Raw genomic sequence first — 21236 nt, 5'->3', positions numbered from 1 at the left:
TATCGGGCGGGGTGTACCGATACCGCTGCCGTTTCCCGCCTGCCGTGCGGGCAGCGCGCCGCTCACTCGCGATGCTTACCCGGTATTCCCTTGAAACACGAAACGAAGCCCGTCTCGCCCGTTGCTGCATTGGCCGCGCTCCGCCCCTCGGCGTGCCCGGGGCTCGTGCGCGTGGTCGCGGCGCGCGACGGCGGCCTGTGCCGCATCCGCCTGCCCGGCGGTGTGCTGAGCGCCGCGCGTGCGCGCGCCCTCGCCGACGCTGCGTCGGCGCATGCCAGCGGCGTGCTCGAACTGACCAATCGCGCGAACGTGCAGATTCGCGGCGTGCGTGTGGGCGAGGAGGCGGCGTTGAGCGCCGCGCTGATCGGCGCGGGCCTCGGGCCCACTGGCATCGACGCCGCGAGCCCGATCGAGCGCGCATGCGCCGCCGACGAATTGCGCAACGTGATGCTGAGCCCGCTCGCAGGCGTTGACCCCAACGCTTTGTGCAACACGACGGTGCTCGCCGCCGCGCTCATCGACATGATGCAGCGCGAGGCGCGTTTCACTGCGCTCTCGCCCAAGTTCGCGCTGCAACTGGACGGCGGCGAACGTATGGCGATGCTCGAGCATCCGCACGACGTCTGGCTCGCCGCGCTGCCACACGGCACGACGGTGCGCTTTGCGGTGGGCCTCGCGGGGTGCCCCACAGGACAGCCAATCGGCACGCTCGCTGCCGAAGACATTGGCGCATCGATGCGCGCGCTGCTCCACGCGTTTCTCGATCTCGCGGGCGCGGATACAACCCGCATGCGCGACGTGCTGGCCGCACACTCGCTCGATGCGCTGCTGCAACGCGCGCGAGATCATGCCGACTTCGCGCTGATTCGTGACGACGCCGCGCAACACGCGTGGCGTCGCGAAGCGAGTCCCGTCGACTTGCGCCTGGGCGCGCACGCGCTGCACGCCGACGGCAGCGGCTACGTAGGCGCGCAGCCCGCGCTCGGCCGCATCGACGCGTATACGCTGCGCGCGCTTGCCGCCCTCGCGCAAGACTCCGGCGATGCAACGTTGCGGGTGACACCATGGCAAGGCCTGCTGCTGCCCAACGTACCCGCGCGCGCGATGCCCGCCGCGCTCGAACGCCTGCGCGCGCTCGGCCTCATCGTCTCGCGTGCCGATCCGTTCGCGCGGCTGATCGCCTGCACGGGCTCGTCGCGGTGCGCAAAAAGCCGCGCCGACACGAAAGCCGACGCACAGCGTCTCGCCGCCCTGCTGCCGCCCGACGCCGAAGCGCACCTGAGCGGCTGCGAACGCTCCTGCGCGGCCGCGCATTGCGCGCCGTTCACGTTGCTCGCCAGCGAACCGGACCACTACGACCTGTACCAGCGCGACGACGCCACAACCGGCTTCGGCCGGCTCGTCGCGCGCAACCTGACGATCGAAGCCGCTGCGCACGCACTCGCGCAGCGGCCCCGGAGCCCCCAAGATGTCTGATTACATCCGCGACGGCCAGGCGATCTATCGCGAGTCGTTCGCGACGATCCGCGCCGAGGCCGACCTCTCGCGCATTCCCGCCGACCTGGAAAAACTCGCCGTGCGCGTGATCCACGCGTGCGGCATGGTGGACGTCGTCGCCGACCTCGCCTTTTCCGCTGGCGCGGGCACGGCGGGCCGCCAGGCGCTCGCAAGCGGCGCGCCCATTCTCTGCGACGCGAAAATGGTCGCGTACGGCGTCACGCGCGCGCGCCTTCCCGCGAACAACGCCGTCATCTGCACGCTCGACGACCCCGCCGTGCCCACGCTCGCACGCGAGCTTGGCAATACGCGATCGGCGGCCGCGCTCGAACTTTGGCGGCCGCATCTTGCAGGTAGCGTCGTTGCGATCGGCAATGCGCCCACCGCGCTCTTCCACCTGCTCGACATGATCGCCGCCGGCGCTGCGCGCCCCGCGCTCATCCTCGGCTTTCCCGTGGGCTTTGTCGGCGCGGCCGAGTCCAAGGCGCAACTCGCCGCCGAAAATCACGGCGTGCCCTTCGTCGTCGTGCACGGCCGCCGCGGCGGCAGCGCGATGGCCGCCGCCGCCGTCAACGCACTTGCTTCGGAGACCGAATAAATGATCCGCAAAGGACGTCTGCATGGCATCGGCGTCGGCCCCGGCGACCCCGAACTGCTCACGCTCAAAGCCGTGCGCCTGCTCAAGGCGGCTCCCGTTGTCGCGTATTTCGTGGCCAAGGGCAAGAAAGGCAATGCGTTTGGCATTGTCGAGGCCCATCTCGAAGCGGAGCAGGAACGCCTGCCGCTCGTGTACCCCGTGACGACCGAAGCGCTCGAACCGCCGCTCTCGTATGAGGCGATCATCGCCGACTTCTACGACGGCGCGGCGCAAATGCTTTCGCGCCATCTCGATGCCGGACGCGACGTGGCCGTGATCTGCGAAGGCGATCCGTTCTTCTACGGCTCGTACATGTATCTGCACGACCGGCTCGCCGCGCGCTACGAGGCCGAAGTCGTGCCGGGCGTGTGCTCGATGCTGGGCGGTGCGGCGGTGCTGGGCGTGCCGCTCGTCTATCGTAACCAGAGCCTCGCCGTGCTTTCGGGCGTGCTGCCCGAGGACGAATTGCGCCGGCGTCTGGCCGACGCGGACGCCGCCGTCATCATGAAACTGGGCCGCAACTTCGACAAGGTGCGCCGCGTGCTGGGCGAACTGGGCCTCGCGCATCGCGCGCTGTATGTCGAGCGCGCAACGATGGCGAACCAGCGCATCGTCCCGCTCGACGACGTCGATCCGATGGCTTCGCCCTACTTCTCGCTGCTCGTCGTGCCGGGGGTGAAATGGCAGTCGTGACACCGCCCGCCATCGTCATTCTCGGGCCCGGCGCGTTTGCCACCGCGCGACGCGTGCAGGCGCTCTACACGGGCGCGCAAGTCCATGCACTGCAAGGCCGCGTGGAAGGCGATGTTGCGTTCAGCGAGCTTGGCGCGCATTTGCGCGAATGCTATACGCGCGGCATGCCCATCGTCGCGCTGTGCGCGACGGGCATCGTGATCCGATGCCTCGCGCCACTGCTTGCCAACAAGGGCGCGGAGCCGCCCGTGCTCGCACTCGCCGAGGACGGCAGCGCCGTCGTGCCGCTGCTCGGCGGACTCGCCGGCGTGAACGTCATGGCGCGCGATATTGGCGCCGCGCTCGCGGTCACGCCCGCCATCACCACGAGCGGCGAATTGCGCTTCGGCACCTGTCTGCTCAATCCGCCCGCGGGCTATGCGCTCGCGAGCCTCGCGCAAGGCAAGCGTTTCGTCTCCGATCTGCTTGCGGGCGCAACGACACGTGTGGACGGCCTGGCGCCGTGGCTTGCGAACGTCGATCTGCCGCGCGACGCAGCGGCGCGTCATGCCATACGCGTGAGCGCGCACGCCTGGAACGGCAGCCCCGACGACCTCGTGATTCATCCGCGCAGCATCGTCGCGGCCGTGGGCGTGCCGCATGGGGCGCTTGCCGAAAGCGTGCGCCGCGCGCTCCACGCGCACGGCCTCGCGCCGCTCGCGCTCGCGGCGCTTGCCGCCCCTTCTGCGCACATGTGCGATGCATCGCTCGCGCAGGCGGCAACCGAACTCGGCGTACCGCTGCGCTTCGTCGATAGCGCCCAGGCCACGCCGCGAGCCACGCTCGCCGCGCTTAACGTTGCGGTGGACGTCGAGCGCTATGCGCCGAACGAAGACGGCGTCGCGCTTGCCCGCGCCGCCGCGCCGCTCGATCCGCTCACGCTGGGCCGGGCGCGCGGCAAACTCACGGTGCTCGGCCTCGGCCCCGGCCGCGCCGATCTGCTTACGCCCGCCGCGCGCGCCGCACTAGATAACGCGACCGATATCGTCGGCTACGCAACCTACGTGGAGATGGCGGGCCCGTTTCGCGCAGACCAGCAGCGCCACGCCACCGATAACCGCGAAGAACTGCAGCGCGCCCGCCACGCGTTCGAGATGGCGAGCGAAGGGCGGTGCGTCGCCGTGGTCTCGTCGGGCGACCCCGGTGTGTTCGCGATGGCGGCCGCCGTGCTCGAAGCGCTCGAAGGCTCCGACGACCCGCGCTGGCACGCCGTCGAACTGTCGATCGTGCCAGGCGTTAGCGCGGCGCTCGCCACGGCGGCGCAAGTCGGCGCGCCGCTCGGCCACGACTTCTGCATGCTGTCGCTTTCCGACAACCTGAAGCCGTGGGCGGTGATCGAGAAGCGCCTGCTGCATGCGGCACAGGCCGATCTCGTGATGGCGTTCTACAACCCCGTCTCGCGCGCGCGCCCCTGGCAACTCGATCGCGCGCTGGACATCGTGCGCAGCGTGCGCGCGCCGCACACGCGCGTGGTGCTGGGCCGCGACGTGGGCCGCCCCGGCGAGACGCTGCGCGCCACGACGCTAGGCGAGCTGCGCTCGGCGGACGTCGATATGCGCACGATGGTGATCGTCGGGTCGTCGGCTACGCGCGGGTTCGCTCGCGGCGACGGCGGCGAGTGGACTTATACGCCGCGCTGGTATCGTGAGGATGCCGAATAGAAACGCACCCTCACGCCTTCAAGGTGGGTAGCGAGTCGCGCGGGTCGGGTGGCGCGCCCTCGAATTCGCGCGCCTTCACCTGGTTGCGCCCCGCCTGCTTCGCCGCGTAAAGCTGCGCGTCGGCGGCGCGCAGCAGCGCCTGCGCGCCCGTGCGCTCGCGCGGCACGCAGGTGGCGCAGCCAATGCTCACGGTCAGCGTGCCGTATTCGCTGTGCTCGTGCACGATGCCCAGTGCCGCCACTTGCTGCCGCACCCCTTCTGCGATTTTCGCGGCGTCATCGAAAGGCGTGGCCGGCAGGACCACGGCGAACTCCTCGCCGCCGTAGCGCGCGACCATGTCCGTCGTTCGGCGGCAGGCCTCGCGTATCGCGTGGGCCACGGCGGCGAGCACTTTATCGCCTTCCGCGTGCCCGTAGAAGTCGTTGAACAGCTTGAACTTGTCGATGTCGACGAAGAGCACCGAAAGCGGTTCGCCCGCGCGTTGCGCATGCTGCCATTCGCTTTCGATACGCAGGTCGAGCGCTCGCCGGTTGTAGAGGCTCGTGAGCGCGTCGGTGACCGCGAGACGTTCGAATTCCTTTTGCGTGGCGAGCCGCGCGCGCATCGAAAGTGCAAGCAGCCACGACGAGGCGGCGATGAGCACGCCGAAGATCAACGCCATCGGCGCATAGATCCGCAGACGGTTGTGCCATGCGGCGAGCGCGCCGTCCACGGAAGGCGCGACGACCGCGATGAGCGACGTGTGCGGAACGCGCTTGAACGTATAGATGCGCTCGACCTTGTCGTCTTCGCCCGCGGCGATGAACGATCCGTCACTCGTTTTCAGCATCGGCTGGACGTAATCCAGTTCGCCGGTTTGCGCACCCACTTCGTAGTCCGAATAAGGGCGGTGCGCGAGCATGGTCCCGTCGTTCAGCATGATGAACGCGCTGCCCTTGGGGTCGACGTCGATCCGATCGAACAGTTGCTGAAAGTACGCGAGCCGTAGCGTGAGCAGCACGATGCCGCCAAACGAACCGTCGTGCTCAGTCACGCGGCGCGAGAGCGCAATCGAATAGTGGCCTTCGCGCGCACGCGAGCGAATCGGGTCCGAAATATACATGCCGACCGAGCGCTCCTGCTGCACCGTGAAATAGTCCCGGTCTGCGAGATTGATGCCTGGATGCGCGCGGCCGTCCTGCGATTCGACGATATGGCCGCTCGCGTCGACGTAGAACGCGTCGTCCAGATAAGCGCCGGCCGCCACGCGGCCGAACAGCAGCTTGCGGCGGATGTCGGGCGGCAGGCTTTGCGTGCGCGGGTCGCGAGCGCTATCGGCGGCATCGAGCAGCAGTAGGTCGTAGATGCCGAAATTCGCCTCGAGGTCGTTCGACATCAACGAGACAAGTGCGGCCGAATTGTGCTGCGTGCTAACGATGGCCTGCGTGCGCTGCTGCATCAACCCCACCAGCACGATGGCCACGATGGCCGCGCCGACGAGCGAGCCCATCGTGCCGACGATGAACGGATGGCTTCCGACCCACTGCACGAGCGCCCGATGCCATTGACGCGCGATTCGCAAACATCGTTTCCAGAGCTTCATGAGGCGTTTCCTCTTGCTCCGCACGTTTGGCTTGCTACGTCTGCCGCCGATTACAGATTGCATTCAGGATTCATCATACTGCCGCTGCCGAAATCGCCTTCGAATCTCGGCACGCACTCAATTTCCCTGCCGCAGCGCCGTAAACCAGGTAAACCCGCGAAGTCGATTCGCGACGCGAACCGCTCACCGACCACGTTGCGCCGATGACCAATCTGACCACTGAAGCTCGAGCCGAAGCCGCCGACGCCGCGACCGCGATCGAAGCCGCCCCGCTCACGCCGGACGCCGTGCCGGTAGGCGAGCCGCTCGCCTGGCCTGTCGTCGATCGCGACGGCGCCCTGCTGCTCGATGCCGGCTCGGTGCTGGTGGGCGCAGCGGAACGCGACTTTCTGTTCCAGCACTTCGCGCCGCATCGCGGCGACGCAGGAAGGCCCGCAGTTGCACCGCAAAGCGCGACGGCCACGGCCAATGGCGGCGAGGCGGTCGCCACCACGCGCGATATGCATCTGAACATCGGCGCGCTGATGGGCCTGCGCCCGGAGATGGGTGCGAGCGGCGCGCCCATGCACCCGTGCCGCCTGATCGGCTTCGCGCCGAACGACGCGTTTTTCGTGACGACACCTTATGTCGATGGCCGCCCCATCGACATCACGCCGGGCGAAAACGTGGAGATCGTCGCGATCGCGAGCCAGGCCGTCTATCGCTTCGTATGCACCGTGCATGCGCTCAGCCACGCGCCGCTCGACTACCTCGTGCTTTCGAAGCCCGCCAACCTCCGCCGCCTGCGCGAGCGCCGCTCGATTCGCGTGCGCGCGCAATTTCCGGTGCGCTATGGCATCGGCGAGGAAGGCGCGGGTTATGACGGCGTGGCGCTCGCACGCGGCCTCAGCGCGCTCGGGCTTTCGGTGAGCGCGGCGTGGGCGCTCGGCAAGGTTGGCGAGCGGCTGCGCGTGGCATTCCAGTTACGTTCGGGCGACAACGATACGGCGATCGAAACCACTGCGGTCATCCGCAACGTGCAAGCGGAAACGGGCGCGCAAGCAACGCTCGGTCTCGAACTCGACCGCCTCACGCCCGCAGAACGGATGGCAATGAAAGTCTACGTGTTCGATCGTCAGGACGACGTGCTGTCCTGGACCAGCAGCATGCGCTAGCACCGGCTCACGCGAGCAGCGCCTGAGCGTCCAGGCAATCGCCGGCCCATGCCTGCGCGAGCGCCTCGCAGCGCCCCACACGCAGCGCGCCAAGTTCGCAATCGATCACCGTGACGTGATCGGCAGAGTCAGGACGGGCAGGCCACTGCGTCGTGCGGCCGTCACTGAAAAGCCAGAGATGGCGCACGCGCGCCGGGTCGCGGCGCGCCGCCGTCTCCAGCACGCGCGCCGCGCGGTCGATGCCCGCTTCGAGCGGCGTGCCGCCCCCCCCGCCGATAGGCTCGATCCAGCGCTCGTTCCACCAGCGCGGCACCGCAGGCCCGAAACGCAGTTCGGCACCCGCGCCGCCGAAGGCGATCAACGCCACTTCCACGCGTTCGGCGCGGGCGCGGTCGAACAGCGCGATCAACAAACCCTTGGCGAGCGCGAGCTGGCCGCGCGCGAGCATGGAGGCCGAGCAGTCCAGCACGAAGCAATGGAGCGCGCCGGAGCCCGTCTTGCGTTTGGCGAAGCGAAAATGTTGCGCTTGCAACGATCCAGCGCGTTTGGCCGCGAGCGTGGGCGGCCAGGCGATGCGCTCACCATGCTTTGCGACTTGCGCGGGACCGCGCCCCGGGCCTTCTCGCCGTCGAGCGCCGCCCTGTGCGAAGGCGGCGGCCTGTGCCCGACGGGTCAGCGTTTTTTTGCGGGCAGCGGGATCACGCCCTTCACCGCCTTCGCGGCGACGGGTTCAGGCGGCAACTCGCCCCAATCGGCATCCGACGTTCTTTCGGTGTGCTTTTCTTCGCGCCTGGATGTGGACGCAGCCGGCTGCGGCTCGGTGGCGGACGACGCATCGGAGCGCTGCGGCATGGCGTGCCGCCGATGCGCGAGCACGCAATCCGCGACCTCATCGACATGTTCCGGGGTCACGGCATCCGCGCCTTCGAACGCGGCGAGCGCTCGCGCCGCACGCAGCATCACAAGGTCGGCGCGCAAGCCGTCGACCGCCGCTTCAATGCAACGTTGCGCCGCGCGCTCGTGCACGGCATCGCTCCATGCGAGTTTGGCGAGCGTGTCGCGCGCCGCCGCGATGCGCTGCGCGAGCGCGCGCTGCGCGGTCTCGCGCGCCGCGCAAAACGCCTGAGGATCGGCGTCGAACGCAAGACGCGCCTTGACGATGCGTTGCCGCTGCGCCGCGTCATAGGGCGTGCCGAGTTCGACCATCAAGCCAAAGCGGTCGAGCAGTTGCGGACGCAACTCGCCTTCTTCGGGATTCATCGTGCCCACCAGCACGAAGTGCGCGTCGTGCGAGTGCGAGACGCCATCGCGCTCCACGGTGTTCACGCCGCTTGCCGCCGCGTCGAGCAGCACGTCGACGAGCGCATCGGGCAGCAGGTTCACTTCGTCCACGTAAAGCACGCCGCCGTGGGCGCGCGCGAGCAGCCCGGGCGCGAAGCGCACCGCGCTCTCGCGCAACGCCGCTTCGAGGTCGAGCGTGCCGATCAGCTTGTCCTCGCTCGCGCCAAGCGGCAGCGTGACGAACGCGCCTTCCGGCAGTAGCGCCGCAAGCGCGCGCGCCGCCGTGGATTTCGCGGTGCCGCGCGGCCCGCTCACGAGCACGCCGCCGATCGCGGGGTCGATGGCCGCGAGCAGCAGCGCGCGCTGCAACGGCGCCTGGCCGACCAGCGCGGTAAAGGGAAACGCGGGACGCGTGGCGGCAGCGCTCATGGTCCTGATCCTTCCAGATGCTGCCCGGCTTCGAGCAGACGGTGTTCGAGTTGCGCGCGATGCTCGCCCGGCTCCTGCCAAAGGCCGCGCTGGATCGCTTCGAGCAGACGCTCGCACACGGCGTGCAGCGCGTGCGGATTGTGGCGCTGCATGAAGGCGCGCGTGTCGTCGTCGTGCACATAGGCGTTCGCGACGAGACCGTACTGATGATCGCCCACCACGCGCGCGGTCGCGTCGTACCCAAACAGATAATCGACTGTTGCCGCCATTTCCGCCGCGCCCTTGTAGCCGTGGCGCTTCACGCCGTCGATCCACTTCGGGTTCACCACGCGCGAGCGGATCACGCGCGCGATCTCCTCGTGGAGCGGTCGAATGCGCGGCGCCGCGGGGTTGCTGTGGTCCGCGTGATAGAGCGCCGGCTGCGCCTGCGAAAAATGACGCGCCGCCGCGGCCATGCCGCCCTGGAACTGGTAGTAGTCGTTCGAGTCGAGCAGGTCGTGTTCGCGGTTGTCCTGGTTCTGCAGCACGACGTCGAGCGTCGCGAGACGCGTACGGAATGCATCGCTCGCCTCATCGCCCGCGCTCTTTTGCGCGTAGGCGTAGCCGCCCCACGCCCGGTATGCGTTCGCGAGATCGGCGTCGGTTTGCCACTGGTGATGGTCGATCATCGACTGCAGGCCCGCGCCGTAGGCGCCGGGACGCGCGCTGAACACGCGCCAGAGCGCGCGGCGGCGCGCCTCGTCGGCGGCCATGCCGTTTGCGACCAGCGCGTCGCGCTCGCGCAGCACACGGGCACGCAGCGGGTTCTGGTGCTCCGGTTCGTCGAGACCGACCACGGCCTGCACCGCTGCGTCGAACAGATGCATCACGTTCGGGAACGCGTCGCGGAAGAAGCCCGACACGCGCAGCGTCACGTCGATGCGCGGCCGGTCCAGCGCCTCGACCGGCATGATCTCGAAGTCGGTCACGCGCTGGCTGCCCGCCGCCCACTTCGGACGTACGCCGATCAGCGCGAACGCCTGGGCGATATCGTCGCCGCCGGTGCGCATCGTCGCGGTGCCCCAGACCGAAAGCCCCACGGCGCGCGGGTAATCGCCGTGCTCCTGCAAATGACGCTCGATGAGTTGCTGCGCCGATTTCATGCCGAGCGCCCACGCGGCTTGCGTGGGGATGGCGCGCGTATCGACGGAGTAGAAGTTGCGCCCCGTGGGCAACACATCGGGACGGCCGCGCGAAGGCGAACCGCTCGGGCCCGGCGGCACGAAACGGCCTTCGAAACCACGGCGCAGCTGGCGCATTTCTTCCGGGCCACAGGCATCGAGGCGCGGCAGCACGTCGCCGTGCAGGCGTGCGAGCACCTGGGCTGCATGCGGCAGCGATTGAGCCGTCGCATCGTTTCGTTCGCCTGAGCAGATGCGTTCGATCAGCACGGCCGCGAGCATTTCCAGGCGTTCGCGCGTGTCGCCCGCATGGCGCCATGGTGTATCGCTCACGCTCGCGAGCAGCGGTGGACGCGGGCCATCCCACGGCGCAGCCCAATCCGCCGTGGCCGGATCGACCAGGTGATCGATGCGCAGGTCGCGCGCGATCGCATCGATGAGGCCCGCGTTCGCGCCCTGCCCGTTCCCGCAGGCATAACGCCCGAGCGCGAGCAGCGTATCGCAACGCTGCTGGCCCTGCGGCGATTCGCCGAACGTGTGCAGGCCATCGCGAATTTGCGCTTCCTTCAGTTCGCAGAGGTAGGCGTCGGCGCGCGTGAGGAGTGCGTCTTCGCCAGCCTGATCCTCTGGCGCGGCGACGCTCAATTCTTCGTGCAGCCGATGCTCGATGATGGTCGCGAGTATGGTCTTGCGCAGCAGCTTCGCGCGGCGCGGGTCCACCATCAATGCTTCGTAATACTCATCGACCTGACGTTCGAGGTCTTGCAGCGGCCCATAGTTTTCGGCGCGCGTGAGCGGCGGCATCAGGTGATCGACGATCACGGCCTGGGCGCGGCGCTTGGCCTGGCTCCCCTCGCCCGGATCGTTGACGATGAACGGATACAGATGCGGCAGCGGCCCGAGCGCCATGTCGGGCCAGCAGGTGTCGGCAAGCGCCACGCTCTTGCCCGGCAGCCACTCCAGATTGCCGTGCTTGCCCACGTGCGCGATGGCGTCGATGCCGAACGTTTCGCGCAGCCAGAAGTAAAACGCGAGGTACGCGTGCGGCGGCACCAGTTCGGCGTCGTGGTAGTTCGCGTAAGTGTCGTCGCCGCGCGAGCGCGAAGGCTGGATGCCCACGAAAACCTGGCCGCAGCGCCAGCCCGCGATCATGAAGCGGCCGCGCCGCACCGTGGGGTCCTCTTCCGGCGCGCCCCACCGCGCGATCAGCGCGTTTTGCGCCTCGGCGGGCAACTGCGAGAAGCGCGCGCGGTAGTCGTCGAGCGAAAGGCTCTGCCACGCGGGGCGCAGCGCGCGCGTGTCGGGATCGTTCGTCACGCCCTGCGTGAGGATGCGCATGAGCGCGTCGCCGTCTTCGGGCAGATCGGCTACGCGGTAGCCTTCGTCGCGGAGCATGCGCAGGATGCCGACCACCGAGGCCGGCGTGTCGAGCCCCACGCCGTTGCCAATGCGCGCTTCGCTCATCGGATAGTTCGCGAGCACGAGCGCGAGCTTTTTCTCTTCATTGGGCAGGCTGCGCACACGGCACCAGCGGCGCGCGAGTTCGGCAACGAAAGCCACGCGTTCCAGGTCGGGCTGATAACGCACGACATCGACTTGCGTCGCTTTGCAGTGGTACGCGAGGCCCTTGAAACTGATCGCGCGTGTAATCACGCGACCGTCCACCTCGGGCAGCGCGATATGCATGGCGATGTCGCGTGAGTTCAGGCCATGATTGTCCTTGACCCAGTCGTCGCGGTTGCCGCCGCTCAGGATCACCTGGAGCACGGGCGCGTCGCCGGCGAGCGCAAGCGGCTCGGGGTCGTCCAGCGACGACGCTGCAAATGCCGTGGTGTTCAGCACGAGCGAGACATCGTGCTCGGCCGCCAGTTGATCGAGCACGTCGCGGCTCAACGCGTCCTTGAGCGAGGTGATCGCAAGCGGCAGCGGGTTCATGCCACGCGCTAGCAGTGCGGAAATGAGGGCATCGAAGGCGGCCGTGTTCGCGGCCTGCAAATGCGCCTTGTAAAACAGCAGCGCGACAACGGGCGCGCCGGGTTGCCAGCGCGCGCGCCATTCGTCGATGGTCGCTACATCGCGCTGCGGGCAATAAAGCGCGGCGGCCGGCAGCGCGACGGGCGGCGCCGGCTCGCTGCCCCAATCGAATGCGCGCCACGCGAGCGCGCGTAGAAACGATTCGGCGTTCGCCGCACCGCCTTCGCGCAGATAACGCCAAAGCAGGCGGCAAAACTCGGGCTCGGCGCGGCTCCTGGCGATGAGATTGGGGTCTTCCTGCAAGTCGCCCGAAAACATCGCGAGCAGTTGCCCGCGGCGCTGCGCGAGCGAGACGACCTGCTCGATACCGTAAGGCCAGTACGTCTCGCCGCCCAGATGATCGACCACCACCACATGCGCGTGCTGCAACACGTCTTCGACGTAGAAGTCCACGGATGCGGGCTGGCGCAGGTAGGTGACGTTCGCGAGCCGCACGCCCGGAAATCCTGCTGGCAAGCGCGGCACGACGCTCGCCAGCAGCGCGAGCGTCGTGTCCGCCGAACTGAGGACGACGATTTCGGCGGGCTGCTGGTCGATACGGATAACGCCCTGCGTGTCGTCGACGAAACCGCCCGGCGTGGTGCGCAGCAAATGCATGGTACGGCCTCGTCTAGCTGGACGCGTTCACTTCGCGCCCGCGGTCTGCAGGTTCGCCAATGCAGTATCGAATGCCGCTTGCAGCGTCGCGCCATCGAGGTCTGCGCCAATCAGGACGAAGCGGCTCGCAAGCGGCTGCGCCGCGCTTTCCTGCGCGTTCCAGCGGCGGTCGAAATAGCTGTCGAAGCGGCGGCCTACACCTTGAATCACGAGACGCATCGGCGCGCCCGGCAGCGCGGCGAAACCCTTCACGCGATAGATCGTGTGCGCATCGACGAGTTGTTGCAGCGCTTCGATCACGGTCTCGCGCGAAGCGGCCGCGCCCGACACCACGACCGAGTCGAACTCGTCATGATGATGATCGGCATCGTCAGCGGAACCGTGATGGTCGTGACGAAGATGAATGCTCTCCTCGGAGGCCGCTTCGAGCCCGAGCAAGGTATGCAGATCGAGCTTGCCGTGCTGCGCGCGCACGATCTTTACCTGCGGCGGCAACTCTTCGCGCAGCTCGGCGATGAGCGCGTCCTGGCCCGCTTCGTCGAGCAGATCGGTCTTGTTGAGAATGACGAGATCGGCAGCCGAAAGCTGGTCTTCGAACAGCTCGTGCAGCGGCGATTCGTGATCGAGATTCGGGTCGGCGCGGCGCTGCGCGTCCACGGCCTGCGGGTTTTCAGCGAACTGGCCGCTCGCGGCGGCAGGGCCGTCCACGACGGTCACGACCGCATCGACGGTGAACGCATTGCGGATCGACGGCCAGTTGAACGCCTGCACGAGCGGCTTGGGCAGCGCAAGACCCGAGGTCTCGATCAGCACGTGATCGATGTCGTCGCGGCGCTCGAGCAGTTTCTCCATCACCGGGAAGAACTCTTCCTGCACGGTGCAGCACAGGCACCCGTTCGCGAGTTCGTAGAGCTGGCCTTGCGTTTCGTTGCCGTTCTCGTCGCAGCCAATACCGCAGCCGCGCAGAATTTCGCCGTCGATACCGAGTTCGCCGAATTCGTTGACGATGACCGCAACGCGCAAACCGCCTGCGTGCTGAAGAATGTGACGCAGCAGCGTGGTTTTACCGCTGCCGAGAAAGCCCGTCACGATCGTGACGGGAATCTTGCGCATTTGCATGAAGTGCTCCTTCGGCGCCAGGCCGGATAGCGGGGCATGATGCGTCGCGCTGGCCGTTCGTGCGGGTGTCGTCTAGCGAGCACGCGCGTATCCGTGGAAACGCCGTCACGCGCAACGATTCAAAAAACCTGCAGGGGACGAACGACCAGAAACGCACCCAGGCATCGCCTGGCTGACGCATGAAAATCACGGACCCGGCGCCGCATCCCCGCAGCGCGAATCCCACGTATCTGGCCGGTATCCGGACTGACGAAACACCGCTTCGCCTTCCCGCGCGAGCGGCCTTGCGGCCGGTTCGCACAGTGGCGTGGACTGCGTAAAGCATGGAAGCGGTTTGCGGTATTCGTTCGAACGCCGCGCTCGTTGTACCGTTGCGGGTGCAGTTCAGGTTGGCCATGCCCGAGGCGGGATGGCTCCCTGATTCCCGTTTAACTGCGCGCGCATCATGAATCGCGCGCGCGAGCACCAGAGTGCGAGCGAGTGTAGGCGCGAGGGGCGTGTGCGTCAAGGAAGGCGTGGGAAGCCGCAAAAGCGTGTGCTATCGTAGCGCGCATCCGGCAGCGGCCGGAACATGACTGTTTCGCTTGTTTCGCCTTCGCCGTCACGCCTTCGATCGACGCTCTCGCCGTGAATCCTGTCGAAAATCGCGCCTCGCGCGCAGCCTCATTCGAAGCCACGCTGGAACCCGCACAGCGCGCGCCGGCGCTCGCGCTCGGCATTGGCTGCCGGCGCGGCGTGACGCTTGCGCAGGTCGATGCCGCCGTGCGCGCCGCGCTCGGCGCGTGGCCGCCTGGAAGCGTAACGTCCGTCGCAACGCTCGACGCCAAAGCCGGTGAACCCGCGTTGCTCGCGTTTTGCGCGGCACATGCGCTGCCGCTCTATACGTACACGCGGGAGCAACTCGCCGCGACGCCCACAATCGCGCCGCCTTGCGCGGCCGCGCAAGCGCAATTCGGCGTGGACGGCGTGTGCGAGCCCTGCGCGCGTCTCGCGGCGGGCGGCGGCCCGCTCGTGCGCGGCAAGCTGGCGCTCGACGGCGTCACGGTCGCGATCGCACGCACGCTGCCAAACCCGCCAAACGCAGACGCGAAAAACCTGCAACAACCCCACTCACGATGATGAAAACCGATCCCGAATCGCATCAACGCATGACGCAACGCCGCCGCGAGGGCCACGAGAAAAAGCAGGCCGCCGCGACGCACGAAAAGGGCCTCCTGATCGTCAACACCGGCAACGGCAAGGGCAAGAGCACCGCCGCGTTCGGCATGGCCGTGCGCATGCTCGGTCACGGCATGAAGCTCGGCGTCGTGCAGTTCATCAAGGGCGCGCTGCACACGGCCGAACGCGACTTTCTCGGCAGCGTCGCGCACTGCGATTTCGTGACCATGGGCGACGGCTACACCTGGAACACGCAGAATCGCGACGGCGACATCGCCACCGCGCGCAAGGGCTGGGACGAAGCGAAGCGCATGATCGAAAGCGGCGACTACGCGATGGTGATCCTCGACGAACTCAACACGGTGCTCAAATACGAGTACCTGCCGCTCGACGAAGTGCTCGGCGTGATCGCGTCGCGCGCGCCACACGTGCACGTGGTCGTCACAGGCCGCCATGCGCCCGACGCGCTGATCGAAACCGCCGACCTCGTCACGGAAATGCGCCTCGTGAAGCATCCGTATCGCGAGCAAGGCGTGAAGGCTCAAAAGGGCGTGGAGTTTTAAGCGCATGAGCGCAACGCTTGCCTGCCCCGCGCTTTTCATCAGCGCGCCCGCTTCGGGCCAGGGCAAAACCACGCTCACGGCCGGCCTCGCGCGCCTGCACCGCCGTGCGGGACGGCGCGTGCGGGTCTTCAAGACCGGGCCGGATTTTCTCGACCCCACGATCCTCGCGCGCGCGAGCGGCGCGCCCGTGTACTCGCTCGACCTGTGGATGGTAGGCGAACAAGCGTGCCGCGCCCTCCTCGCGCAGGCCGCGCGCGAAGCCGACCTGATCCTCATCGAAGGCGTAATGGGCCTGTTCGACGGTACGCCGAGCAGCGCCGATCTCGCCACCACGTTTGGCGTGCCGGTGGCCGCTGTCGTGAGCGCGAAGTCGATGGCGCAGACCTTCGGCGCAATTTCGTTCGGTCTCGCGCGTTTTCGGCCCGAGGTGCCGTTTCATGGCGTGCTGGCGAATCGCGTGGGCTCGCCGCGCCACGCGCAGATGCTGCAGGAGGCGTTGCCCGCCGACGTGCGCTGGCTGGGGCACGTCGCGAGCGAAGCGACGATGGCGCTGCCCGATCGCCATCTCGGCCTGCATCAGGCCGAGGAGATCGACGACCTCGACGCGCGCATCGAACGCGCCGCCGACGCGCTCACGCAAACCGCGCTCGCTGAATTGCCGCCCCCGGTGGAATTCGCCAATCCTTCGCATAACGAAGCAATTCCTCGCCTGCTCGAAGGCCGCCATATCGCCATTGCACGCGACGCCGCGTTCTCGTTTCTCTATCCGGCGAACATTGCGTTGCTCGAAACGCTCGGCGCAAGCGTAAGCTACTTCTCGCCGCTCGCGAACGAGCCCACGCCCGCCGACGCCGACGCGATTTTTTTGCCCGGCGGCTATCCCGAGCTTCATGCATCGGCGCTCGCGCACAATACGCAGAGTGCGAATTCGTTGCGCGCGCATGTATCCGCGGGAAAGCCGCTCGTCGCCGAGTGTGGCGGTATGCTTTATCTGCTCGATGCACTAACCGACGTAGAAGGCACACGCACGCCGATGCTCGGCCTGCTGCCCGGCGAGGCGGTCATGCAAAAGCGCTTCGCGGCGCTCGGCATGCAGCAGCTGGACGGTGCGCATGGCGCGCTGCGCGGCCACACATTTCACTATTCGCGCATCGCCACGCCGCTTGCGCCCGCGCTCACGGCACGCCACGCACAAACTGGCGCGCCCGGCGAGGCGCTGTATCGGCATGGGTCGATCGCGGCCACTTATATGCACGCTTACTGGCCCTCCAACCCGGCTTTCGCGGCCGCACTCTTCCATGGCACAGCCCTTTGACGAAGCCGAACGCGCGGCGGTCTACCGTGCGATTTACGAGCGCCGCGACATGCGCCACTTCGCGCCGGGCCCCGTTGATCCGGCGACATTGGCACGCCTGCTCGACGCCGCGCATCACGCGCCGAGCGTGGGCTTCATGCAGCCTTGGCGCATCGTGCGCATCACGGACAGCACGTTGCGCGAGCAACTGCATGCGGCGGTCGAGCGCGAACGCGTCGCGACCGCCGATGCGCTGGGCAAGCGCCGCGACGAGTTCATGAAGCTCAAGGTGGAAGGCATGCGCGACTGCGCCGAGGTGCTCGTGGTCGCGCTGATGGATCGCCGCGAAGCCCACGTCTTCGGCCGGCGCACGCTGCCCGAGATGGACCTCGCCTCCGTGGCCTGCGCGATCCAGAACATGTGGCTCGCGGCGCGCGCCGAAGGGCTCGGGATGGGCTGGGTGTCGATCTTCGATGTCGACGAGGTGCGCGCCCTGCTCGCCATGCCGCCCGGCGCCAAGCCGGTGGCGATATTGTGCGTGGGTCAGGTCGACGCGTTCTATCCGCAGCCGATGCTCGAAATGGAGAAGTGGGCCGAACGCAAGCCGCTTGGCGAATGCGTGTTCGAAAATCGCTGGCCGCAGGATGAGGCGGCCGCCGTGCCCAACGCGGCGCCCCACGCCACGCCCGGCGCCTGACGCCCGCTCACGCTTCGCGCGCGTAGCATACGGCCTCGACATTATTGCCGTCGGGATCGATCAGGAATGCTGCGTAATAGTCGGGGCTGTAGTCGGCACGCACGCCGGGGCCGCCATTGTCTTTCGCGCCAGCGCGCAGGCCCGCTTCGTAGAACCCGACGACCGCCGCGCGGGTCGCCGCCGCGAACGCCACATGCACGCCGCGTGGCGCAAGCGAGGCGTCGGCAGAGACGGCGTGCAGCCAGAGCCTGGGCTCGCCTGGCTGGCCGAGTCCGGCATAGGTTTCGTCGTGCATGCACACCACGACGCCTAACGGCGCGAGCAGCGCCTCGTAAAAACGCAGGCTGCGTGCGAGATCCTGCACGCGCAATCCAATGTGATCGAACATGAGCGACTCCCGTGATGTCTGCGCGCGACCGTTGCGCCAGATTCGGGAGTCAGCATAGCGCCTTCGAGGCGAGCGCGGCCTGGGGAAAGTTGCCCCGAACTACTGCGTGTCGACTGGCGAAACGGTGAGCACTTCCGGCATGCCCGGCGCGTGATCCGTCGTGCCAGCGTTGGGCGGACTCTTCAGCTTGACGCGCCATTGCGGCGCGCCGGCGTACGGCAGCCGCGCCAGCGCGCCCGCCACGAGGTACGGCACGGCTTCGCGTGCGTCGGCGTTGCGGTCGCGCTTGACGGCGCTGACCTTGTAGAGCTCGCCGCCATCGGGCAATGCGAAGAAACGCAGCGTCAACGTATGCACGTAGGGCCGCCCGAACCACGGCAACGACGGCCCCCCGGCAGGCGCGCAGCCGGCGCCGCAGTCGCCGTCGACGACCTTCACATCAGCGGGACGCGTGGCCCAGGCCACCGAGATGAGATAGCGCGCCGCCTCGGTCGTCCCCGCGTTGAAGCCGCGCTGCGCGAGGCCAGCGCTTAGCAACGCCTGGTACGGAAGCATCTCGCCCGCGTCGGCCTGGGCGGGTGTGGGCGCGAAACGGTAGGTCGCGGGTTGGCTGGCCGCGGCGGGCAACGCGCCCGTAGCGGCGACGTCGGTCGTCACGCCCGCGCATCCGGCGAGAGTAACGAGCATCGGCAGGAGACAGATCGACAGCACGGTCTTCACGAAACACTCCATCGGGTTATTCATGCGCTTCTCGTCCGGCACTTCCAGTGTGGCACTGCCCGTGCGGCACTTCCCGTGCGGCACTCCCCGTGTGGCACTCCCCGTGCGGCTCAAACCGGCGCGTCGAACGCGGGCAGCGACATCGTCAGAACGGTGCCCTCGCCCGGTTCGCTTTCCAGCTGGACATCGCCGCCATGGCGCGTCACGACTGTCTTCACGAACGCCATGCCGAGCCCCGCGCCGCTCACCTCGGGCCGCTGCTCCGCGTGAAAGCGCTGGAACGGCTGGAAGAGCCTCGCCTGGTCTTCGTGCGCAATGCCGTAGCCCTGATCGCGAATCGAGCAGACCACTCGCGGCGGAATGTGGTCGTCCAGCCCGATCGAGCAGACGATACGCGTATCCGCAGGACTGTACTTCACGGCGTTGTTCAGCACGTTCACCAGCGCACGCGTCATGAGCGAGCGGTCGGCGTTGATCCAGCCCATCTGCTCGCCTTCGAACGCCGTATCGATCTGGATGCGTTTCGCGCGCGCCTGCGGCCACACTTCGTCGCTCGCGTCGATCACCAGCTCCGCGAGGCTCGTGGGCTCAAGCGCATAGACCTGGGACTCGGCGCGCGCGAGCTGCACGAAGTCGTCGGCGAGTTTGAGCGAGCGGCGCGCGTAGCGCTCGATGCGCTCCATCACGCCGCGCACGGGCTCCGAGGCGAGCGTGCCGCGTTCGCGCTCCGTCTCGACGAGCGCGACAATCGAGGCCTGCGGCGAGCGCATGTCGTGCGACAGCAGGCGCAGCGCGTCCTCGCGCTGGCGTTCGGCGTCGTGCAGCTCCGTCACGTCGACAAGACCCGCGATCCAGCCCACCGCCTGCCCCTGCGCGTTCGTGCAGCGCGCGTAGCGCAGCAGGTAGTCGCTGCCGTCGCGCGCGCGCACTTCCACACCGCGCTCCATCAGCTCCGCGAATTCGCCGCGCGCCGGGTCGAGCGGCGCGGGCCAGTGCGCGTGCGCGAACGCCATCGCGTCGGGCGCTGGGTCGATCGGCTTGACGAGCGAGAGGTCGACGAACACGTCCTGCATCAGGCGCCCTTCCGCGGCGCTCACGTTCAGGCGGGCGAGATACGCACGCGAAGCGTGATTCGCGATCAGCACGACGCCGCGCAGATCGGCGACGAGAATCGGTTCCGGCACGGCATCGAGGCTGTCCCACACGAAGCGGCGCATGTCCTGCAGTCGCTGCGCGGCCTGCGCCATGAGCGCCATTTGCTGGGCGAGCGCGTCGCCGGCAAACTCGCGGCGCTGCGTGGGCGCTTCGGGCAGCAGGTAGGGTTCGTCGGCAAGCTGGCGCAGCTCCTTGCGCAGGTAGGCCATCGTCATTTCGAGGCGGCGCCAGCTCCACGCCGGATAGACGACGAGCAGCGCGACGATCGCGGGCACAGGCGGCAGCCACAGGCGCGCGCCGTGCAGCATGCCCGCGCTCGCGCCGAGCGACACGACGATCAGGAACGCGAGCAGCAGCAGCGTGCGCAGCGGCGAGAGCACGAGAAAACCCGCTAGCAGCAGCACGAGCGGCGCGAGCGAGGCGAGCACGACCATGAAGGGCGGCGCGGGCTGGATGGCCGTGCCGTTGAGCAGCGTGTCGAGCACGATGGCGTGGACGTACACGCCGGGTAGCGGGCCGAGCGTGCCGGAGAGCGGTGTGGCGAAGCGGTCGTAGAGCCCCGAGGCCGTCACGCCGACGATCGCCACGCGCCCGCGCAACTGCTCGAGCGGCACGCGGCCTTCGAGCAGGTCGGCGAACGAGACCTTGCTGTAGGTTTGCGAATTCGCGCTGAACGGAATCAGGAAACGCGACTCGGTGCCAGGCGCCGCCGCGTGCAGCACGTCATCGCGCTGCGCGGCGGCGGGTGTGCCATGCGCGAGCTTCACGGCGCCGCTGCGCACCGCGCGCCAGACCGGCACCATCAGTTGCGGCCAGCGCTGCTGCGCGTCGCCTTCGAAAAGCGCGACGCTGCGCACGATGCCGTCGCTATCGACTTCGAGGTTGATATGGCCCATGCCGGCGGCCGCCTGCGCGAGCCGCGCGACCGGGCGCACGGCGTCGCGGTGACCGGTGTCGTCGGCGGGTGTGAGGAGAATGGGGAGGAACGCCGGACGCGCGCGCAGCGCCTGCGCAAAGTGCGCGTCGTCGGGCGACGATTCGGTGAACAGCACGTCGTAGACGATGGCCGCCGCGCCCGCCTTCGCGAGCTGATCGACGAGCCGCGCATGCACCTCGCGCGGCCACGGCCAGCGCCCGAGCGCGGCGACGCTCGCATTGTCGATCTCCACGAGCACGATGTCGGGCGACACCGGCAGCGAGCGCGCAGAGAGCAAGCGGTCATAGACCAGATGGTCGGCGCCGCTCGTGAGCCGCCAGATCACGCACAGCACGACCACGACGACGCCCGCGCAACCCACGCCGGCCCATTCGAACAGGAAGCGGCGCCCAACGGAGCGGCCAAGGCGCGCGGGCGGCCTTACGCTCATGCGCGCCTGCG

Annotated in this window: 17 protein-coding genes and 1 riboswitch; of the genes, 9 read left to right on the top strand and 8 right to left on the bottom strand. The window is 68.2% G+C overall.

The window, feature by feature from the left end; genetic code table 11:
• Window positions 1-84: 84 nt before the first annotated feature.
• From cobG to cobJ, 4 genes are read left to right on the top strand one after another with little or no spacing between them, the layout of a single operon-like run.
• Complete coding sequence (gene cobG, locus JMY28_RS25995) at window positions 85-1476, top strand: precorrin-3B synthase (protein ID WP_407945540.1); 1392 nt, start codon at window positions 85-87, stop codon at window positions 1474-1476.
• Window positions 1469-2095: a precorrin-8X methylmutase gene (locus tag JMY28_RS25990; protein WP_201698755.1), complete on the top strand. Its 627-nt coding sequence runs from the start codon at window positions 1469-1471 to the stop codon at window positions 2093-2095. Before cobG ends, JMY28_RS25990 begins: the two co-directional genes overlap by 8 nt.
• Window positions 2096-2827, top strand: a complete 732-nt coding sequence (locus JMY28_RS25985; RefSeq protein ID WP_201698754.1) for a precorrin-2 C(20)-methyltransferase — start codon at window positions 2096-2098, stop codon at window positions 2825-2827.
• Window positions 2815-4527 (top strand): precorrin-3B C(17)-methyltransferase, encoded by a 1713-nt coding sequence (gene cobJ, locus JMY28_RS25980; protein ID WP_407945539.1) that lies wholly within the window; start codon window positions 2815-2817, stop codon window positions 4525-4527. The genes JMY28_RS25985 and cobJ overlap by 13 nt, the downstream gene beginning before the upstream one ends.
• 10 nt (window positions 4528-4537) lie before the next feature.
• Here the strand turns inward: cobJ and JMY28_RS25975 are convergent, their stop codons facing one another.
• A complete protein-coding gene (locus JMY28_RS25975; protein WP_201698753.1) occupies window positions 4538-6109 on the bottom strand; it encodes a sensor domain-containing diguanylate cyclase in 1572 nt (523 codons plus the stop codon).
• Between the two features lie 203 nt (window positions 6110-6312).
• Here JMY28_RS25975 and JMY28_RS25970 point away from each other — a divergent pair, with 203 nt between their 5' ends.
• Window positions 6313-7263, top strand: a complete 951-nt coding sequence (locus JMY28_RS25970; RefSeq protein WP_201698752.1) for a flagellar brake protein — start codon at window positions 6313-6315, stop codon at window positions 7261-7263.
• A 7-nt stretch (window positions 7264-7270) separates the two neighbouring features.
• On the opposite strand, the gene JMY28_RS25965 is transcribed toward JMY28_RS25970, so the two are convergent.
• The 4 genes from JMY28_RS25965 to cobW all read right to left on the bottom strand — a co-directional run bounded on the left by JMY28_RS25965 (window position 7271) and on the right by cobW (window position 13883).
• On the bottom strand, window positions 7271-7795 hold the full coding sequence (locus JMY28_RS25965) for a vWA domain-containing protein (RefSeq protein WP_328809455.1): 525 nt from the start codon (window positions 7793-7795) through the stop codon (window positions 7271-7273).
• Window positions 7796-7935: 140 nt separating this feature from the next.
• Window positions 7936-8973, bottom strand: coding sequence for an ATP-binding protein (locus JMY28_RS25960; RefSeq protein WP_201698751.1), 1038 nt, complete (start codon window positions 8971-8973; stop codon window positions 7936-7938).
• Window positions 8970-12764 (bottom strand): cobaltochelatase subunit CobN, encoded by a 3795-nt coding sequence (cobN, locus tag JMY28_RS25955; RefSeq protein WP_201698750.1) that lies wholly within the window; start codon window positions 12762-12764, stop codon window positions 8970-8972. The genes JMY28_RS25960 and cobN overlap by 4 nt, the downstream gene beginning before the upstream one ends.
• Window positions 12765-12791: 27 nt before the next feature.
• The gene (cobW, locus tag JMY28_RS25950; protein WP_201698749.1) at window positions 12792-13883 is read right to left on the bottom strand and encodes a cobalamin biosynthesis protein CobW; all 1092 of its coding nucleotides are present in this window, start codon (window positions 13881-13883) and stop codon (window positions 12792-12794) included.
• A gap of 215 nt (window positions 13884-14098) precedes the next feature.
• Window positions 14099-14368: riboswitch (cobalamin riboswitch) on the bottom strand.
• A gap of 193 nt (window positions 14369-14561) precedes the next feature.
• Here cobW and JMY28_RS25945 point away from each other — a divergent pair.
• From JMY28_RS25945 to bluB, 4 genes are read left to right on the top strand one after another with little or no spacing between them, the layout of a single operon-like run.
• On the top strand, window positions 14562-15002 hold the full coding sequence (locus JMY28_RS25945) for a cobalamin biosynthesis protein (RefSeq protein WP_201698826.1): 441 nt from the start codon (window positions 14562-14564) through the stop codon (window positions 15000-15002).
• Complete coding sequence (gene cobO / locus JMY28_RS25940; protein ID WP_201698825.1) at window positions 15002-15604, top strand: cob(I)yrinic acid a,c-diamide adenosyltransferase; 603 nt, start codon at window positions 15002-15004, stop codon at window positions 15602-15604. Before JMY28_RS25945 ends, cobO begins: the two co-directional genes overlap by 1 nt.
• Window positions 15605-15608: 4 nt before the next feature.
• Window positions 15609-16919, top strand: coding sequence for a cobyrinate a,c-diamide synthase (locus JMY28_RS25935; RefSeq protein WP_201698748.1), 1311 nt, complete (start codon window positions 15609-15611; stop codon window positions 16917-16919).
• A complete protein-coding gene (gene bluB / locus JMY28_RS25930) occupies window positions 16903-17595 on the top strand; it encodes a 5,6-dimethylbenzimidazole synthase (RefSeq protein WP_201698747.1) in 693 nt (230 codons plus the stop codon). Before JMY28_RS25935 ends, bluB begins: the two co-directional genes overlap by 17 nt.
• Window positions 17596-17602: 7 nt before the next feature.
• Here the strand turns inward: bluB and JMY28_RS25925 are convergent, their stop codons facing one another.
• The 3 genes from JMY28_RS25925 to JMY28_RS25915 form a co-directional block, all read right to left on the bottom strand.
• On the bottom strand, window positions 17603-17983 hold the full coding sequence (locus tag JMY28_RS25925; RefSeq protein ID WP_201698746.1) for a VOC family protein: 381 nt from the start codon (window positions 17981-17983) through the stop codon (window positions 17603-17605).
• 99 nt (window positions 17984-18082) lie between these two features.
• A complete protein-coding gene (locus JMY28_RS25920) occupies window positions 18083-18727 on the bottom strand; it encodes a DUF4136 domain-containing protein (protein ID WP_201698745.1) in 645 nt (214 codons plus the stop codon).
• A gap of 86 nt (window positions 18728-18813) precedes the next feature.
• Window positions 18814-21225, bottom strand: coding sequence for a CHASE2 domain-containing protein (locus tag JMY28_RS25915; RefSeq protein WP_201698744.1), 2412 nt, complete (start codon window positions 21223-21225; stop codon window positions 18814-18816).
• Window positions 21226-21236: the final 11 nt, after the last annotated feature.

The sequence above is a fragment of the Paraburkholderia hiiakae genome, assembly GCF_904848665.1.
Classification (GTDB): Bacteria; Pseudomonadota; Gammaproteobacteria; order Burkholderiales; family Burkholderiaceae; genus Paraburkholderia; species Paraburkholderia hiiakae.
This window is presented reverse-complemented; position numbering and strand designations above follow the sequence as displayed.

Excerpts from the sequence above, each read along its gene's own strand:
- JMY28_RS25990 (WP_201698755.1), top strand. The coding sequence starts at position 1,469 with ATGTCTGATTACATCCGCGACGGCCAGGCGATCTATCGCGAGTCGTTC.
- JMY28_RS25985 (WP_201698754.1), top strand. The coding sequence starts at position 2,096 with ATGATCCGCAAAGGACGTCTGCATGGCATCGGCGTCGGCCCCGGCGAC.
- cobJ (WP_407945539.1), top strand. The coding sequence starts at position 2,815 with ATGGCAGTCGTGACACCGCCCGCCATCGTCATTCTCGGGCCCGGCGCG.
- JMY28_RS25975 (WP_201698753.1), bottom strand. The coding sequence starts at position 6,109 with ATGAAGCTCTGGAAACGATGTTTGCGAATCGCGCGTCAATGGCATCGG.
- JMY28_RS25970 (WP_201698752.1), top strand. The coding sequence starts at position 6,313 with ATGACCAATCTGACCACTGAAGCTCGAGCCGAAGCCGCCGACGCCGCG.
- JMY28_RS25960 (WP_201698751.1), bottom strand. The coding sequence starts at position 8,973 with ATGAGCGCTGCCGCCACGCGTCCCGCGTTTCCCTTTACCGCGCTGGTC.
- cobN (WP_201698750.1), bottom strand. The coding sequence starts at position 12,764 with ATGCATTTGCTGCGCACCACGCCGGGCGGTTTCGTCGACGACACGCAG.
- cobW (WP_201698749.1), bottom strand. The coding sequence starts at position 13,883 with ATGCAAATGCGCAAGATTCCCGTCACGATCGTGACGGGCTTTCTCGGC.
- cobO (WP_201698825.1), top strand. The coding sequence starts at position 15,002 with ATGAAAACCGATCCCGAATCGCATCAACGCATGACGCAACGCCGCCGC.
- JMY28_RS25935 (WP_201698748.1), top strand. The coding sequence starts at position 15,609 with ATGAGCGCAACGCTTGCCTGCCCCGCGCTTTTCATCAGCGCGCCCGCT.
- bluB (WP_201698747.1), top strand. The coding sequence starts at position 16,903 with ATGGCACAGCCCTTTGACGAAGCCGAACGCGCGGCGGTCTACCGTGCG.
- JMY28_RS25925 (WP_201698746.1), bottom strand. The coding sequence starts at position 17,983 with ATGTTCGATCACATTGGATTGCGCGTGCAGGATCTCGCACGCAGCCTG.
- JMY28_RS25920 (WP_201698745.1), bottom strand. The coding sequence starts at position 18,727 with ATGAATAACCCGATGGAGTGTTTCGTGAAGACCGTGCTGTCGATCTGT.
- JMY28_RS25915 (WP_201698744.1), bottom strand. The coding sequence starts at position 21,225 with ATGAGCGTAAGGCCGCCCGCGCGCCTTGGCCGCTCCGTTGGGCGCCGC.